The sequence below is a fragment of the Luteibacter jiangsuensis genome, assembly GCF_030812295.1.
Lineage (GTDB): Bacteria > Pseudomonadota > Gammaproteobacteria > Xanthomonadales > Rhodanobacteraceae > Luteibacter > Luteibacter jiangsuensis_A.
This window is the reverse complement of sequence record NZ_JAUSSK010000003.1, coordinates 432475-448108: the sequence shown is the minus strand read 5'-3', so window position 1 is coordinate 448108 and position 15634 is coordinate 432475. Positions and strand designations below refer to the sequence as shown.

Annotated in this window: 11 protein-coding genes and 2 tRNA genes; 2 read left to right on the top strand and 11 right to left on the bottom strand. The window is 67.3% G+C overall.

Going from position 1 to position 15634, the window contains the following annotated elements:
* Positions 1-11: 11 nt before the first annotated feature.
* The 6 genes from recD to uvrB all read right to left on the bottom strand — a co-directional run bounded on the left by recD (position 12) and on the right by uvrB (position 11725).
* On the bottom strand, positions 12-1889 hold the full coding sequence (recD, locus tag J2T07_RS12145) for an exodeoxyribonuclease V subunit alpha (RefSeq protein ID WP_306850316.1): 1878 nt from the start codon (positions 1887-1889) through the stop codon (positions 12-14).
* Positions 1886-5539 carry an exodeoxyribonuclease V subunit beta gene (gene recB, locus J2T07_RS12140; protein ID WP_306850315.1) on the bottom strand — a complete coding sequence of 1218 codons (3654 nt, stop codon included), beginning with the start codon at positions 5537-5539 and terminating at the stop codon, positions 1886-1888. Before recB ends, recD begins: the two co-directional genes overlap by 4 nt.
* Complete coding sequence (gene recC / locus J2T07_RS12135) at positions 5536-8952, bottom strand: exodeoxyribonuclease V subunit gamma (protein ID WP_306850682.1); 3417 nt, start codon at positions 8950-8952, stop codon at positions 5536-5538. Before recC ends, recB begins: the two co-directional genes overlap by 4 nt.
* A 76-nt stretch (positions 8953-9028) precedes the next feature.
* Positions 9029-9451, bottom strand: coding sequence for a CopD family protein (locus J2T07_RS12130; RefSeq protein ID WP_430539361.1), 423 nt, complete (start codon positions 9449-9451; stop codon positions 9029-9031).
* 96 nt (positions 9452-9547) lie between these two features.
* A tRNA-Val gene (locus tag J2T07_RS12125) sits at positions 9548-9622 on the bottom strand.
* A gap of 75 nt (positions 9623-9697) precedes the next feature.
* Positions 9698-11725 carry an excinuclease ABC subunit UvrB gene (gene uvrB / locus J2T07_RS12120; protein ID WP_306850311.1) on the bottom strand — a complete coding sequence of 676 codons (2028 nt, stop codon included), beginning with the start codon at positions 11723-11725 and terminating at the stop codon, positions 9698-9700.
* A 125-nt stretch (positions 11726-11850) separates the two neighbouring features.
* Between uvrB and J2T07_RS12115 the strand changes: the two genes are divergently transcribed.
* Positions 11851-12384 carry a GspH/FimT family pseudopilin gene (locus tag J2T07_RS12115; RefSeq protein ID WP_306850309.1) on the top strand — a complete coding sequence of 178 codons (534 nt, stop codon included), beginning with the start codon at positions 11851-11853 and terminating at the stop codon, positions 12382-12384.
* 47 nt (positions 12385-12431) lie between these two features.
* Positions 12432-12508 (top strand) — tRNA-Asn (locus J2T07_RS12110).
* Positions 12509-12583: 75 nt separating this feature from the next.
* Here the strand turns inward: J2T07_RS12110 and J2T07_RS12105 are convergent.
* The 5 genes from J2T07_RS12105 to J2T07_RS12085 all read right to left on the bottom strand — a co-directional run bounded on the left by J2T07_RS12105 (position 12584) and on the right by J2T07_RS12085 (position 15503).
* Complete coding sequence (locus tag J2T07_RS12105; RefSeq protein ID WP_306850307.1) at positions 12584-14131, bottom strand: PAS domain-containing sensor histidine kinase; 1548 nt, start codon at positions 14129-14131, stop codon at positions 12584-12586.
* A 91-nt stretch (positions 14132-14222) separates the two neighbouring features.
* Positions 14223-14495 (bottom strand): DUF2845 domain-containing protein, encoded by a 273-nt coding sequence (locus J2T07_RS12100; protein WP_306850305.1) that lies wholly within the window; start codon positions 14493-14495, stop codon positions 14223-14225.
* A gap of 85 nt (positions 14496-14580) precedes the next feature.
* On the bottom strand, positions 14581-15186 hold the full coding sequence (locus tag J2T07_RS12095) for a DNA-3-methyladenine glycosylase (RefSeq protein ID WP_306850304.1): 606 nt from the start codon (positions 15184-15186) through the stop codon (positions 14581-14583).
* Positions 15186-15320: a hypothetical protein gene (locus J2T07_RS12090; protein WP_306850302.1), complete on the bottom strand. Its 135-nt coding sequence runs from the start codon at positions 15318-15320 to the stop codon at positions 15186-15188. Before J2T07_RS12090 ends, J2T07_RS12095 begins: the two co-directional genes overlap by 1 nt.
* Positions 15321-15347: 27 nt before the next feature.
* On the bottom strand, positions 15348-15503 hold the full coding sequence (locus J2T07_RS12085; protein WP_306850300.1) for a DUF3309 domain-containing protein: 156 nt from the start codon (positions 15501-15503) through the stop codon (positions 15348-15350).
* Positions 15504-15634 lie beyond the last annotated feature (131 nt).

The window sequence follows — 15634 nt, the reverse complement described above, 5'->3', positions numbered from 1 at the left end:
GACCCTGCGAATCAGAGCAACCGGCGCAGCAAACCCGAGGCCCGCTGCGTCTTCCGCTGCACCGCATAGCCGAGGATGTCCGGTGCGGCCAGCAAGGTGAACCAGCGCCTTGCGCGGGTCACGCCCGTATAGACCAGTTCGCGTGTCAGCACGGGAGACGGTTCGGCGGGCAGCGCGAGCGCGGTGTGCTCGAACTCCGAGCCCTGCGACTTGTGCACGGTCATCGCATACACCGTTTCCACCGCCGCGAGACGGCTCGGGACGACGAAACGGATGCGTTCACCGCCACGCTCGTCCATCACCGCGAACACCACGCGCAAGGCCATGCCGCCCTGCCCGTCCGGCGCCCATAGCGTGACGCCCACATCGCCGTTCATCAGCCCCAGCGCGTAATCGTTGCGGGTGACCATCACCGGCCGGCCTTCATACCAGCCGTCCACCGTCTCGATGAGGCCGCGTTCGAGCAGGCCCTGTGCAATGCGCTCGTTCTGCCGCAGGACACCGTTGTCACCGTGCCGCGTGGCACAGAGCAACTGGAACCGGGCGTACGACCGCAACGCTTCCGCTCCCCAGGCCTCGAAGTGGGCAAACGAAGCATCGGCCGCCGGACGCGCCGCTTCGATGCGATCCAGGTAGTGCGCATAGCCGGGAGCTTCCCCACGCCCCTCGATCGCCAGGACGGCGACCGACTCAGGAGAGGGCGGCAACGCGGCGAGGTCGGTGTCACCCCGTTCGAACACCGAACGGACTCCCGCCAGGTCGCCGGCATTGATCGCGGCGGCCAGCGCGCCGATACCGCTGTCGTCACCGAAGCGGCGGCTGCGCCGGAGCATCGCGACATGCTGGTCGAGCGCACGTGCCTCCGTGGGCATCGTCCACGGACCGACGTCGACGTGACATACCGTGGCCAGCCACGCCTGCGTGTCGACGTCGTAATACCCCTGCTCCGCGCGTGCGCACAGGTCGCCGAGGACGGCACCCGCTTCCACCGACGACAACTGGTCCTTGTCGCCAAGCAGGATGAGGCGTGCCCCGGCGGGCAAGGCGTCCAGCGTCGCCGCCATCATCTCCAGGTCGATCATCGACGCCTCGTCGATGACGAGGACATCCACATGCAAGGGGTTGTCGCGGTCGTGACGAAAGGCGCGGCTGTCCGGCCGGCTGCCCAGGAGCCGGTGCAAGGTCGTGACTTCGGCGGGAATCGCCTGCTTGACGGCGGCCTCCACGTCGAGCCGCTCGATCTGCCCGGCGATGGAGGCGTTCAATCGTGCCGCGGCCTTGCCCGTGGGTGCCGCGAGGCGGATACGCAGGCGCGGTAGGCCTTCGCGATGGGCCAACGCCTGCAGGAGCCCCAGCACGCGGACCACGGTGGTGGTCTTGCCCGTGCCCGGACCGCCCGTCACCACCGCGAAGGCCCCGCGTATGGCGATGGCGCAGGCGATCTTCTGCCAGTCGGGCCCGTCGCCGTCGCGCGGGAACAGGCGGTCGAGTTCGACATCGAGCTCGGCCGGCACGGGCAGGTTGCCGAAGCGGGAAACCACCGCGTCGGCGACACGGGCCTCATCCCGCCAGAATCGGCGCAGGTAGATCCAGCCACCGTCGAGTACCAGGGGGGCGGCTGGATCGCCTGCGGGATCGGCCACGAGGGACGACGTGCCGATCCAACGTTCCGGTTCCCCCAACGATGCCTCCATCTCGCCGAGGCGGCCGACATCCACGCAGATATGCCCCTCGCCGAGTTCACGGCTGACCAGGGCGGCCGTCGCCAGCACGCGCGCGTCCACGCCCGGTTCGAGCGCGGCGAGGAAGCGCGCGAACGCGCGGTCGATGGAACGCAGGCGCCCTTCGGCCACCGCCGTGTCGAGCCAGCGCGCGATATCGGCGATCATGCGGCCACTCCTTCGAACAAGGCGTCGAGCGCGTCGATCATCGCCTTCGGCGGACGCTCCACGTGGACGCCATGCCCCCTGCCGTCGACGCCACGCAGATAGAGGTAGACGGCGCCGCCGATGTGCGTGTCGTAGTCGTATGCCGTACCGAGGCGCGCGCGCAATTGTCGATGCAGGGCGAGCAGGTAGAGCGCGTATTGCAGTTCATAACGCGATTCGAGAATCGACCGGCGCATGGCGGCGGGCGTATAGGCCTGCTCGTCGACACCCAGCCAGTTCGACTTGTAGTCGGCCACGTACCAACGGCCCTCGTGTTCCACGATGAGGTCGATGAAGCCCTTGAGCATGCCATTGACCCGGTCCGCCGCCAGCGAGGGGCGTGCCGCGCCGCCGAGCGTGTACTCGCGCACGATGCGGTCCAGCGCCAGCGTATCCACGCCTCGGGCTTCGAACATGAACTCGAGTTCGGCGCGGTAACGGCGTGGATCGTCGAGTGCGGCCAGCACGAGATGACGGCCGTCCGGCAATGCCAGCGATGTACGCAGGAAGCCAAGCAACCAGTCGGTGAGCGGGTCGATCGCGCGTTCCCAGCCACGACGCTCGCAGCGACGGGCCACGGTATCGCGAAGACGCGCCGGATCGCCGGCGACCTCGGCGAAGCCCTCCTCCGCGGCCCATTCGAGCAGGTCGTGAAGGAAGGTGCCTGCTTCGGCGCCGCGCTCGAAACCATGGATGGTGGCGATATCGGCGGGTGTCGCCGCAGGCTCCGTGGCGTACTCCACGATGATGTCGTCCGCCGCGGTCTCCGGCGCGGCCACGGCGTCATCGCTGTAGCGCAACGCGCTATAACTGGCGATCCACCACGGCGCGGCGCGGGCGACATGGGGTTCGCGCGCCGGCTGGGGCCGCTCGTCTTGCGTTGCCGGCAGGTAAGGCCGCTCATGAGGGGCCGGCATGTACTCGACGGCGATCGAGGGGTGTCCCTCGGCAAGCTCGCGCAACAGGCCTTCGATCGCGCCGTTGTCGATCTCCCGGCCGCCGCCGAGCACGTGGCCGAAGGCACCCCGATGCAGTTGCGGCTTCTTCGCCGGGTTATGGCAGACAGGCGCCACACCGACCCAGCACGCATGGCGCGCACGCGTCATCGCGACATAAAGCAGGCGAAGGTCCTCCTGCAGCGCCGCACGGTCGGCCGCTTCCTTGGCCTCGCGCACGGCCTCGCCAGCACCATCGTGACTGGCGGCGAGCAGTTCCATCTGCGCGCCGCCGACATCGTGATAGCGGTAGCCCTGGCCTGCGCGGGCGCCACCCGAAGCACAGGCGAAAGGCAGGAACACCAACGGATATTCCAGGCCCTTCGACTTGTGGATCGTCACGACCTTGACCAGGTCGTCATCGCTTTCCAGGCGGACGATCTGGTCATCGCCATGGTGACTGGAGGTATCGACGATGCGCTCCGCGAGGTGGCGGATCAGGGCCTGTTCGCCCTCGATCGTGGCCGCCGCCTGCTGGAGCAGTTCCGCCAGGTGCAACAGGTTGGTCAGCGCACGCTCACCGCCCGGCGACTGGAGCAGGCGCGCCGGCAGATCGAAGACATGGAGGAAGCGGTGCAGCATCGCGAGCACCCCGCCCCGGCGCCAGGTCTCGCGCAGCTCGAACAACTGCTGGCCACGCCGTTCCCAGTGCCGCTCGTCCACGTTGAGGCGTTCGAGTTCGGCATAGCCGAGGTCGAGGCTGCGCGTGGCGAGCGCGGCGCGCATCGCCGTATCCGACGCGGGCTCCGCCACCGCACGCAACCAGAGCAGCACGTCGTGCGCCTCGATGCTGTCGAGCACGGAATCGCGATCGGACAGGAAGACGCTGCGCACACTGCGCCGTGCGAGCGCGGCGCGCATCTCGGCCGCCTCGTTGTGACTGCGCACGAGGATGGCGATATCCGCCGGCTTGAGCGACACGAACGTGCCGTCCCCGGACAGGAACCCGCACTCGCCACGTTCCGCCGCTTGCAACAGGTCGACGATGGCCGCCGCGCACGCGCCGGCCATCTGCTCGCGATACACACGGACACCCACCGGCGCTTCGTCGTCGAGCAGCCAGAGGCGCAAGGCGGGTTGTGGCCGCCCCTCGATCACGAAGGTTTCCGCGCGGCCACGCGCCTTCACGGGGACGAAGGGCAACCCGCGATCGGCGAAATGGAAGGCCCCTGTGGCGTGACGCTCCGCATGTTCGAAGACCGCGTTCACCGCCGCCACCATGCCTTCGCTGGATCGATGGTTCGTATCGAGGCTGTAATGCGGCGGCTGTGCCTCGCCGCGCGCGGCGAGGTAGGTATGGATGTCCGCGCCGCGAAACGCGTAGATCGCCTGCTTTGGATCGCCGATCAGCAGCAGTCCCACCGCCGGTGCGCCGGTATACACGGCACGGAAGATCCGGTACTGGAGCGGGTCGGTGTCCTGGAATTCGTCGATCAACGCCAGCGGGAACTGCTGGCGCAGGGTCGCCGCCAGGCCCGCTCCCGACGGCGATGCCAAGGCGCGGTCCAGGCGCAGCAGCAGGTCGTCGAAGCCGATCTGCGCCCGGCGGCGCTTCTGCGCGGCGAACCGTTCGCGCACCCACTGCAAGGCATCCACGAGCACGGCGTGGCGAACGGGCACCTTTCCCGCCTGCCATTCCCGCCAATGATCGAGCGCCGTGAACGCTGGATGCGCCGGCGGGGTCTTGCCCTTGCCGGTGGCCTTGGCCAGACGGGTCGCGGCATACCGTGCGATGTCGAAACCGGCCGCGTCGCCGGTAAGCGACCAGCGCCGCATCGCGGCGAGATCGGTTGGCATGCGCTCCGGCTTGTACCAACCGTTGTGCAGGACCTTGTCGCGCGCGGCCGCGGAAATCGTCGCCTCGATCGCGTCGACATCCGCCGCCCACGCCTCGGCGGCCGCGGCGTTCCGGCGCACTGCTTCCTCATCCCAGGCCGCACGCCCGGCAAGGGTGGCGGCGATATCGACCGTCCCGGGCAGCACCTCACCGTTGACCCGCAAGGTGGTCTCGCCCCCCGCCAGGAGTGGCCGCAGCGAACGCAACAAGGCGTCGGGCGAGGTCCACTCCTCGATGATCGGCGCCAGCCGCGCCTCGTCGAGTGGATAGAAAGCCTGTCGCCAGTAATCGCGCACGCACTCGGCGAGCAACTCGCTTTCGTCGGGCTCCAGCGTTTGCGCGAACGCATGGCCACTGCCGAACGCGTGCTGGGTCAGCATGCGCTGGCTCCAGCCATGGATGGTGAAGATGGCCGCTTCGTCCATCCATTGCGCGGCCAGTTCCAGGCGGCGCGCGCACGCCGCACGGCGCTCGACCGGCTGGGCACCCAGCAAGCCCGCGAGGAACGGTTCGTCGGCGCGATTTTCCCGGAAGGCGCGCGCCGCATCCACGAGGCGCGTGCGGATGCGCTCGCGCAGCTCCTGCGTGGCCGCTTCGGTGAACGTCACGACGAGGATCTGCGGAGGCAGCAGTGGTTCGGCGATGCCATGGCCGAGCACGGCGCGCACGTAGAGCGCGGCGATGGTCCAGGTCTTTCCGGTGCCGGCGCTCGCTTCGATCAGGCGCACGCCGTCGAGTGGCATCGACAAGGGTTGCAGCGGATGCATGTTCGCGCTCATGCGGGCTCCACGCGCACGCTGCCGATGAAATCCCGGTACGGCTGCAACCCGTGTTCGAAGCCCGCCTGCTCCAGCGCGGCGAAATCGGGATAGGCGCGGAGCAGGTAGGGATCGCCGTCCACTTCACCACGCGAGCGCTCATGCACGCCGTCGTACGCACGGCGCGCCGCCGCGATGGACTCGTCCGGCGAGGCGGTGGCGAGCGCCGCCAGCGCCGTTCGCACGGCGACCGGCAAGGGTGCGCGCATGCCTTCGAGCCAGGCGCGCACCAGGGTCTCCAGCATGCGCGTGGCATGGCCGGCGTCGATGGGCGCAAGGACCACGGTGGCGTCCGGCCCTATGTAGCGCGTCTCCAGGGCGAGCCCGGCGGCCTGGGCCACGAGGTGATCGGCCCAGGGCATCACCAGGCGGTGCGCGCGCACCGCCCCTTCGTCATCCAGCACGTTCGACGGCGACAACAGGAAGGCGGCGAGCTTCCCGTCACCATCGGCGCGAAGATCCGCCAGCCAATCCTCGATGACGATGCCAGCGGCCTCGATGCGAACCTCGCGCTTGCCGGCATCGGCCGGCCATGCACGCCGTTCGACGACGAAGCGCGCGAACACGGTCGTCGCGGTGGCCTCGATCTCTCGGCGGACCGGCCCGGCGAAGCCCCCCATCGGGAATACGCCGCTGCGTTGCAGGCGGGCGGCGGCGGCATCGATCGATGAGGCGGCATCGCCCTGCCCATGAATCGCGGCACGCAACACCGCGTCGGTCATGCTGAATCGGCCGAGCCCGTCGATGACGAAAGGCTCGAGCTCATCCGTGGCGACCTCGGCGGCGTCGAAGCGGACGCCCAAGCGCGACTGGAAGAATTCGCGCACGGGATGGCGCAGGAAGCGGCGCAATACCGCCAGGCCGAGCGGCCGTTCGATGGAAACGGGCGGCAAGGCCTCGTCCACCGCCCGTTCGCTGCCGTCGTGGGCCTGACGCCATTCGCGGGCATAGGTGAAGAGCCGTTCGTCGCCGGTACCGAAATAAGCACGGCTGAAAGGCTGCAACGGATGCTCCACCGTGATGCGCGACAGCAAGGGCCCGCCATCGTTTGCCTGCCAACCGGCCGCGAGGTAATCGCGCAGCTGGCCCACCAGCACCGAAGGCGCGCGCTCGGCATTGTCCCGCGCGCTACGTCCCACCCAGCCGATGTGCAACGCGTCGCGCGCGGAAAGCAGCGCCTCGAGGAACAGGTAGCGGTCGTCCTCGCGCCGCGAGCGATCGCCCGGACGCCAGGCACCCGGGCGCGACATCAGGTCGAAATCCATTGGCGGACGCGCACGCGGATAATCGCCGTCGTTCATGCCCAGCAGGCATACGAGGCGGAACGGGATGGCGCGCATCGGCATCAAGGTGCCGAAACTCACGGCACCGGCGAGGAAGCGTTTCGACAGGCCGTCGTCATCGAGCTGTCCCAGCCACGCTTCGCGTACGACATCCACGGGAAGCGCCTCGTCGAAGGCCGCTTCCGCGCACGCAAGCTCCCAGGCGTCGAGGGCATCGTGCAGGCGCTGGATGCGCATGCTGTCGTCGGGCTCAGCGGCCTCGAAGAACTCGCGAATCAGCGCGCGCAGGCGCGCAGCCCACGCCGCGGGTGGCGCGGGCTCGGCCATCGACCGCCAGTACGCCCCGAGGCTGTCCAGCAGATCGGACAACGGGCCGACCAGCTCGGCGTCGAGCCCACCGACCTCATCATATGGCTCGATGTCGCCCCACGCTTCGCCGCGCCCGACCGCGTAGCCCAGCAGCATGCGCCGCAGGCCGAAACGCCACGTGTTCTGTTCGAGCGCGGGCAATCCCAACGACGCCCGTTGCGCGGCATCCAGCCCCCAGCGGATACCCGCACCCTCGATCCAGCGGTGCACGAGGGAGAGATCGTCTTCGCCAAGCCCGAACCGTTTCCGTATCGCCGGCACGTCGAGCAGGTCGGCCAGGTCACCCGCGGCGAAGCGCGACTCCGTCATGCCCAGCAACATGTCCATCGCCATCACCAGGGGCACGGTGCCACGCGAGGCGCGATCGGCCACGCTGAAAGGGATATGGCGCGGATCGTCGCGCGGCACGCGGCCGAACACCGCATCGATGTGCGGACCATAGGTCTCGATGTCCGGCACCATCACGATCACGTCGCGCGGCAGGATCGGATCGCCCTCGCGCGCCGAGGCTTCGAAGCGCGCCAGCAACTGGTCGTGGAGAATCTCCACCTCGCGCTGCGGACCATGGGCGACATGGAAGGCGATGCTGGCATCGACGGAGTCGATCCTCGCGGGTATCGCCGGAACGGCTTCCAGATCGAGGATCGCCGCCTGCACCTGCCCGAGCAGGCGCCGGGACGATGGCTCGGCGAACAGGTCGATACGCTGGTCCCATGCGGTGAAGCGTTCGCGGTAACTCTCCGGATGATCGAACTCGTCGAGCATGCGGATGTAATCGCGACCCTGTTTGCCCCAGGCCGCCAGCAACGGGTTCGCGTGCAGGTGCATGTCGGCATCGGAAGGCAAGGCGGGCATGCCCTGCTTCGGTGTTTGACGCCGCCGCTCGGCACGCAGCAATTCGCGGTCGTCGACGATATCGGCCCAGTAGTGGCGGCACGGATTCATCACCACCAGCAGCACCTGCGACCAGCGGGAGATGGCGGACAGTGCTTCCAGCGTCTGTCGTGGCAACGACGACATGCCGAACACCACGATCCGCCTCGCCAGTCCCGCGGGCCGCGAGCCGGCCGAGGCGATCTCTCGCAGGAATCGTTCGTGCACGGCCGCACGATGACCTTCCGCCTCCACGGGCCCGACATCGTCCAGCAGACGCCGCCACAGCATCGCCTGCCAGCGGTCGCCAGCGGCCATGGCGGGCGCACCGCCGCGTGCGTCGCGCAATACGTCGCGTCCCGCCGCCCAGTCGTCCAGCCAGTCGGCCCGGTATACCTGGTACTGGTCGTAAAGGTCGGCCAGCCGCTCGGCGAGTTGGTGGCATTTACGCGGATCGTCCTCCTGGCCCAGGTAGGCGGCGAGCGATTCGAAATCCGGCTCCTGCGCGAGCGATGGCAACAGGCGCATCAAGCGCCAGACCAGCCGGGACTTGTCGAAGGGCGATTCCTGCGGCACCGCCTCGTGCCCGAGCACCGCGCGATAAGCCTTCCAGAGGAACCGGCCGGGAAGCTGCACGTTCACCGCCGCCGAAATGCCCAGCCCGCCCTCGTCGGCCGCGCGTGCCAGCGCCATCTGGAACCACTGCGCGATGCCGTTGGACTGGACCAGCACCCACTCGTCCTCGAGCGGCGCCAGCGGCGCGCGCCGAAGCCACGCGACCAGGACGTCGCGCAGTTCCTCCAGGCGGTTGCCGTGCAGGACCATCAGGCCCGGCGCGATGTCGTCCACGTCGCTCAACGGGCGGCTCCAGGGCGAAAAACGTCAGCGTGGATCATCGCCGATCCACGTCTCGCCGGGCGAGACTTCAGAACGGCTTGGCGACGACGAGGAAGACGATCGCGAGCAACACCAGCACCGGCAGTTCGTTGAACAGGCGCAGCGTCTTCGTGGCCGGCAGCGTGCCGCCAGCGATGCTGCGCTTGAGCAGCCGGCCCGACCAGATGTAATAGCCGAGCATGACAACGACGAGCGCCAGCTTCGCATGCAGCCATCCGCCGGCGATATGGAAGTACAGCCAGAGGACGAGCCCGAAGAGAAAGGCCAGCCCGAACATGCTGTGGCCGAACTTGTACAGGCGGCGCCCCATCAGTTCGAGCCGCGCCTTCACCGCGGGCTCGCTGCCGGCCTCGCCGATGTTGACCAGGATGCGCGGAAGGTAGAACACCGTCGCCATCCAGGCGATCACGAAGACGATATGCAGCGACTTGATCAGCGGGTAGGCCAGCACCGGCAGCGCTCCGTCGGGAAAGGCCATAGTTTAGGCAATAAAAAAGGAGCCGAGGGCTCCTTTTTGCGATCTTCGTGCCACTCGCCTGAGGGAAAGTGGTGGGCGGTACAAGGATCGAACTTGTGACCCCTACCATGTCAAGGTAGTGCTCTACCGCTGAGCTAACCGCCCGAAGAGCTGCGCAGTTTACCGGCCGCCGCCCGGCTTCGCAAGGGTCCGGCCGGGATTTTTTACCCGGCCGGGACTTCAGCGCAGTGCCCGCTCGCGCAGGCGGTGGATCTCGTCGCGAATCTTGCCCGCCTCCTCGAATTCCAGGTTCTGGGCATGCTTGTACATGCGGGCCTCGAGCTTCTTGATGGCGGCCCCCGCCTGCTCCGGACTGAGCGCCGCGTAGTCGGCGGCTTCCTCGGCCACCTTCTTCGCCGCCTCGCGGGCCTTCTTGCCCTTGCCGCCGCGCGAGCCCACGTCGGCACGGGCGCCTTCCATGATGTCGGCGATGCGGCGGACGACCGTGGTCGGCGTGATACCGTGGGCGGCGTTGTATTCGACCTGTTTCTCGCGGCGGCGGGCGGTCTCGTCGATCGCCTCCTTCATCGAGCCGGTGATCTCGTCGCCGTAGAGGATCGCCTTGCCACGCACGTTGCGTGCCGCGCGGCCGATCGTCTGGATGAGCGACCGGGTCGAACGCAGGAAGCCTTCCTTGTCCGCGTCGAGGATCGCCACCAGCGAGACCTCGGGCATGTCCAGGCCCTCGCGCAGCAGGTTGATGCCCACCAGCACGTCGAATTCGCCCAGGCGCAGGTCGCGGATGATCTCGGTACGCTCCACGGTGTCGATGTCGGCGTGGAGATAACGCACCTTCACGTCCTGCTCGGACAGGTAGTCCGTGAGGTTCTCGGCCATCCGCTTGGTCAGCGTCGTCACCAGCACGCGATCGCCCAATGCGACCCGCTTGTGGATCTCGCCCAGCAGGTCGTCCACCTGGGTGCGGACCGGGCGCACCTCCACCTCGGGATCGATCAGGCCGGTCGGACGCACCACCAGCTCCACCACGTTGTCGTCGGAACGTTCCAACTCGTATTTGGCCGGCGTCGCGGATACGTAGATCGCGCGCGGTGCGCGCCGCTCCCATTCCTCGAAACGCAGCGGCCGGTTGTCCATCGCCGAAGGCAAGCGGAAACCGAATTCCACCAGGGTCTCCTTGCGCGAACGGTCGCCCTTGTACATCGCGCCCAGCTGGGGCACGGTCACATGCGATTCGTCCACCACCATCAGCGCGTCCGGCGGCAGGTAATCGAACAGCGTCGGTGGCGGCTCGCCCGGGCCACGGCGGGTCATGTGGCGCGAGTAGTTCTCGATACCCTGGCAGAAACCCACCTCGGCCATCATCTCCAGGTCGAATCGCGTGCGCTGCTCCAGGCGCTGGGCCTCGACCAGTTTATTGTCGCGGTACAGCTGCTCCAGGCGCTCGGAAAGCTCGACCTTGATCGTCTCCATCGCGTTCAGCACGCTCTGCCGCGTGCTCGCGTAATGCGTTTTCGGATACACGGTGTAGCGCGGCACCTTGCGCAACACCTCGCCGGTCAGCGGATCGAACAGGGAGAGGTTTTCCACGTCGCCGTCGAACAACTCGATGCGCAACGCCTCGGATTCCGATTCCGCCGGAAACACGTCGATGACCTCGCCGCGCACGCGGTACGTACCGCGGCGCAGTTCCATCTCGTTACGCACGTATTGCAGTTCGGTGAGCTGGCGGATCAACGCACGCTGCTCGATGTGCTCGCCGCGCGACAGGATCAGGCGGAGGCTCATGTAGTCCTCGGGATCGCCCAGGCCGTAGATCGCGGACACCGTCGCGACAATCAGCGAATCGCGCCGCGACAACAGGGCCTTGGTCGCGGCCAGGCGCATCTGTTCGATATGGTCGTTGATGCTCGAATCCTTCTCGATGAAGGTATCCGAGGCCACCACGTAGGCTTCCGGCTGGTAGTAGTCGTAGTAGCTGACGAAGTACTCCACCGCGTTGTGCGGGAAGAACTCCTTGAACTCGCCGTACAGCTGCGCGGCCAGCGTCTTGTTGGGCGCCAGTACGATGGTCGGTTTCTGGATCTTCTCGACCACGTTGGCGATCGTGAAGGTCTTGCCCGAGCCGGTGACGCCCAGGAGGGTCTGCGCGGCGAGTCCGGACTCGAAGCCCTCGGTGAGGCGGCGGATGGCCTCGGGCTGGTCGCCGGCGGGTTTGTACGGGGAGACGAGCTGGAAGCGATCGGTCATGGCTGACGATATGCAGGTTTGGATGCCAAGTTTAAAGCGCCGGGGCCTACACGCCGTGACGCGCTGCACCGATGGGGGCCTTTGGGAGCAACAGGCAAGCTCAGGCGCCACCCCGTGCACTGCCCATGCCCCTCTACCGCCCCCATGGATTCACCTGGACCGAACTGCTGGCGGTCCTGGCCGTGACCGGCATCCTCGCCAGTATCGCGCTGCCGGCGTTGGGCGAGGCCCTTGCGCGCCACCGGCTGCGTGCGACCACCGATGCCCTGATGGAAGCCCTGGCCCAGGCCCGTGCCACTGCCGTCCGCAGGAACCATCCCACCGTTCTCTGCGCGAGTCGCGACGGCCGTGCCTGCTCGCCCTCGGCCGACTGGACCTGGGGTTGGATCGGCCGTGACAAGGAATCGCGCACGGTCTTCGAGTCGATGGAACCTCTCGACGACAAGCTATCGATCGTCCGCCGCCCTGGCCGCCAGGCCTTCACATTCGATCCGAATGGCACCTGCTCCGCGAGCAACCAGACGATCACCCTCTGCGTTCGCGGCCGTCCCACCACCGCCGTCTCGATCGTCGTCGCCAATTCGGGCCGCGCCCGGCGCAAAACCGCCGTGCCCGAGGACGCCGCCGCGTGCGCCTCCCCGCTGTCACGAAAACGTTAAGAGCGCTTGACAGCCCCTCCCCACTTCCACAAAATACGTGGCTCCCCGCCCGAATAGCTCAGCCGGTTAGAGCACTTGACTGTTAATCAGGGGGTCGTTGGTTCGAGTCCAACTTCGGGCGCCAGGTTTTGAAAGGCCGTGCAGCGATGCACGGCCTTTTTCTTTGCCCACCTGCGCGATCCGCACCGATGTGGCGCCATCAAGCCTGACGGATGGCTGCCAGCAACTCCGACCTTCCGTAGGGCTTCTGCAGACGCGCCCGGACTCCCGGCGTGTCACCCGGCAGCTCGGCGTAACCACTGGCCAGGATCACGTGCATGCCGGGGTGGGTTTCGGCGAGTTGGGCGGCAAGCTCCACACCGGTCATGCCCGGCATGGCATGGTCGGTGACCACGACGGAAATTCCCGGCGAGGCACCCAGCAGGCTCAGCGCCTGCTTTGCGGATGCCGCACCCGCGGCGTCGTAACCGGCGAAACAAAGCATTTCGACCGTCGTCGACAGGACAAGGGGATCGTCGTCGACGACGAGAATCGTCTTGCCGCCCGATGGCGCCGCTGTAACACCGGGTGGATCACTCACCACGATCTGCGCGACCGGCGACCCCACGTGTATCGCCACGGGTAACCACATGTCGACCGTAGTGCCGCCAGAAGGCGTGCTACTCAACAGCAAGGCACCGCCGCATTGCTGCACGATGCCATGCACCATCGATAAACCCAGGCCCGTGCCCTTACCCACGCCCTTCGTGGTGAAGAATGGCTCCGTCGCCCTCGCAAGCGTTTCAGCGTCCATGCCTTCGCCCGTATCGGCCACCGACAGCTTGACGTATTCGCCAGGATTGAGACCTCGGACATCCTTCTCGCGAACGCTTTCAACACGCCCCGAGATCGTGACCGTTCCGCCGTCCGGCATCGCGTCGCGTGCGTTGACGCCCAGGTTCAACAGGCAGAGTTCGAACTGGTTCGGGTCGACAAGCACCGCCGGCAACGACAAGGGAAAACTCGCCTCGACCATGACGGAGGGACCGAGCGACGTGCGCATCAGATCGGACATCCCGTAGACGAGGTCGGCCAGATTCACCGGCTCCAACTGCAACCGCTGCCGGCGTGCGAAGGCGAGCATACGCTGGGTAAGCGCGACGCCCCGGCGCACGCCACTCAAGGCGTTCGTGACGAGCGTCCTGGCCTTCGCCGGAAGGTCCTCGCGCTGGGTCAGCAGTTCCAGATTGCCGTGAATCGCCATGAGCAGGTTGTTGAAATCGTGTGCCACGCCGCCGGTGAGCTGGCCTATCGCCTCGAGCTTCTGCGACTGGAACAGGGCCTCGCGGGCCTGTTCGAGGGCTCTGGCAGTAGCACGCTGCTCGGTGACGTCGCGGGTGACCTTGGCGAAGCCGACGAACTTGCCTGACTCGTCGTCGATACGGTCGAGCACCACGTGCGCCCAGAAACGGCTGCCATCCTTGCGGACACGCCAACCTTCCGTTTCTAGCCGTCCCTCGTCCTTCGCGGCCTGCAAGTTCGACCAGGGTTCGCGACGGGCCACGTCTTCCGGCGAGAAGAAGGCCGAGTAATGCCTGCCGACGATCTCGTCGGGCATGTAGCCCTTGATCCGCTCCGCGCCGGAGTTCCAGCTGGAGACGTTGCCCTCCTGGTCCAGCATGTAGATGGCGTAGTCCGCCACCCCCTGCACCAGGAGACGGAATTGTTCGTGGCTGCGGCGAAGTTCGACGATATCGTCGCGTTTCATGAGTGACCCCTGGCTCACCGGCGCAACCTAATGGCGCCCGTCTCATGAAAATGTGAAGGCGCCTTCACCATACGACGGCCCCGCCGAGGGGTCAGCTGTCTATCTGGGTGATGGATGCCACCCTGCCCTTGACCACCTCGAACTGGATCGACTTTCCACGCTGGAAATACTCCAGGCGGTAGCCTTCCAGTCCGCCATGCCGCGACTCGATCGGCGTTTCCCGATCCGGCTTGCCGGCCACCTGGCGAAGGCGACCTTCGCTGTCGCCCGTGGAAATGACCTGGGAGCCGAACCGGTAGGTATCCGCGGCGGCGGCTCCGATGGAAAACACGGCGAGGATGAGGGTAGCGGCGACACGCTTCATGGCGGGTTCCTTGTCTGCGGTGGCACGGAGCGTATACCCCGGTGGCCGGCCGGCCAAGATGGCGGCACCCTCGTCCGCACCGCGGTCAGGCTTTCGACACGTGGGGGTTGCCCGCGACGAACCAGCGCCAGAGCAGGTCAGTACCTTCGCGGATACCGATGCGCGCGGAGCCGGGCACGTATTCCGGCGGCGGCATGCCGTCGTCGACCACGGTATAGCCATCGCGCGCCTTCACGAGATCGATGCCGTTCTGCGTGCCGGTGATGCCCAGGGCCTGGGTAAGGCGCGCCGGACCGCTGCACAACTCGCGATCGCGTCGGGCCTTCGGTCGCGCCCTGCGCATGAGCTCGATACCGGCCAGCGGCTCGAGCGCACGGATGAGCACGCCCGCACCCTCGCCGTCATCGCCGCAGACGGTGTTGCAGCACCAATGCATCCCATAGGTGAAGTACACATACATATGCCCGGGCGGGCCGAACATGACCGCGTTGCGTTTCGTCTTGCCCCGATAGGTATGAGCGGCGGGATCGATGGCGCCGCAATAGGCTTCCACCTCCACGATGCGTCCCGTGCGGCCGTCGGCGCACGCGAGCACCTTGTTGAGCAACTGCGGGCCCACGACCCGGGGGTCACCGTGGAAGAACGAGCGCGCAAGGATGTCGCCGGGCCAGCGAGGTCGACGGGGCGCCATCAGGTCTCCGGCGTCTCGCCATCGGTGTCCGGATCGGGCCCTGGCCGCTCCACGGGCTCATGGTCGTAAGGCGGCGGCGACGTGCCGGGCAGCGGCTTCTCGCTGTCCGGCACGGGACGGTGCGGTCGTGGCATGGGGCTCTCCTGTGGCGCGTGCGCCAATCAGAATACGCCAAGAAGCCAGCAGATCAGAATGATGGCGAGGATGACACCGATACCGCCACTGGGACCGTAACCCCAGGAACTGGAGTAGCCCCAGGTCGGCAGGCCACCGATAAGGGCGATGATGAGGACGACGATAAGGATGGTGACGAGCATGGCTGTCTCCCGGCAGTGAGGCTGCCAGTGCATCGTCGCGCGCGCCACCGTCTAGGACGCGTGACGCGGAACCCCTGGTTCCGCGTCACGTTCAGCGAACGGACGGCCGGTGCCGCCAGGGCCCCGGCCGG

Coding starts and splice junctions, on each gene's coding strand:
- recD (WP_306850316.1), bottom strand. CDS start 1,889: ATGATCGCCGATATCGCGCGCTGGCTCGACACGGCGGTGGCCGAAGGG.
- recB (WP_306850315.1), bottom strand. CDS start 5,539: ATGAGCGCGAACATGCATCCGCTGCAACCCTTGTCGATGCCACTCGAC.
- uvrB (WP_306850311.1), bottom strand. CDS start 11,725: ATGACCGATCGCTTCCAGCTCGTCTCCCCGTACAAACCCGCCGGCGAC.
- J2T07_RS12115 (WP_306850309.1), top strand. CDS start 11,851: ATGCCCCTCTACCGCCCCCATGGATTCACCTGGACCGAACTGCTGGCG.
- J2T07_RS12105 (WP_306850307.1), bottom strand. CDS start 14,131: ATGAAACGCGACGATATCGTCGAACTTCGCCGCAGCCACGAACAATTC.
- J2T07_RS12100 (WP_306850305.1), bottom strand. CDS start 14,495: ATGAAGCGTGTCGCCGCTACCCTCATCCTCGCCGTGTTTTCCATCGGA.
- J2T07_RS12095 (WP_306850304.1), bottom strand. CDS start 15,186: ATGGCGCCCCGTCGACCTCGCTGGCCCGGCGACATCCTTGCGCGCTCG.
- J2T07_RS12090 (WP_306850302.1), bottom strand. CDS start 15,320: ATGCCACGACCGCACCGTCCCGTGCCGGACAGCGAGAAGCCGCTGCCC.
- J2T07_RS12085 (WP_306850300.1), bottom strand. CDS start 15,503: ATGCTCGTCACCATCCTTATCGTCGTCCTCATCATCGCCCTTATCGGT.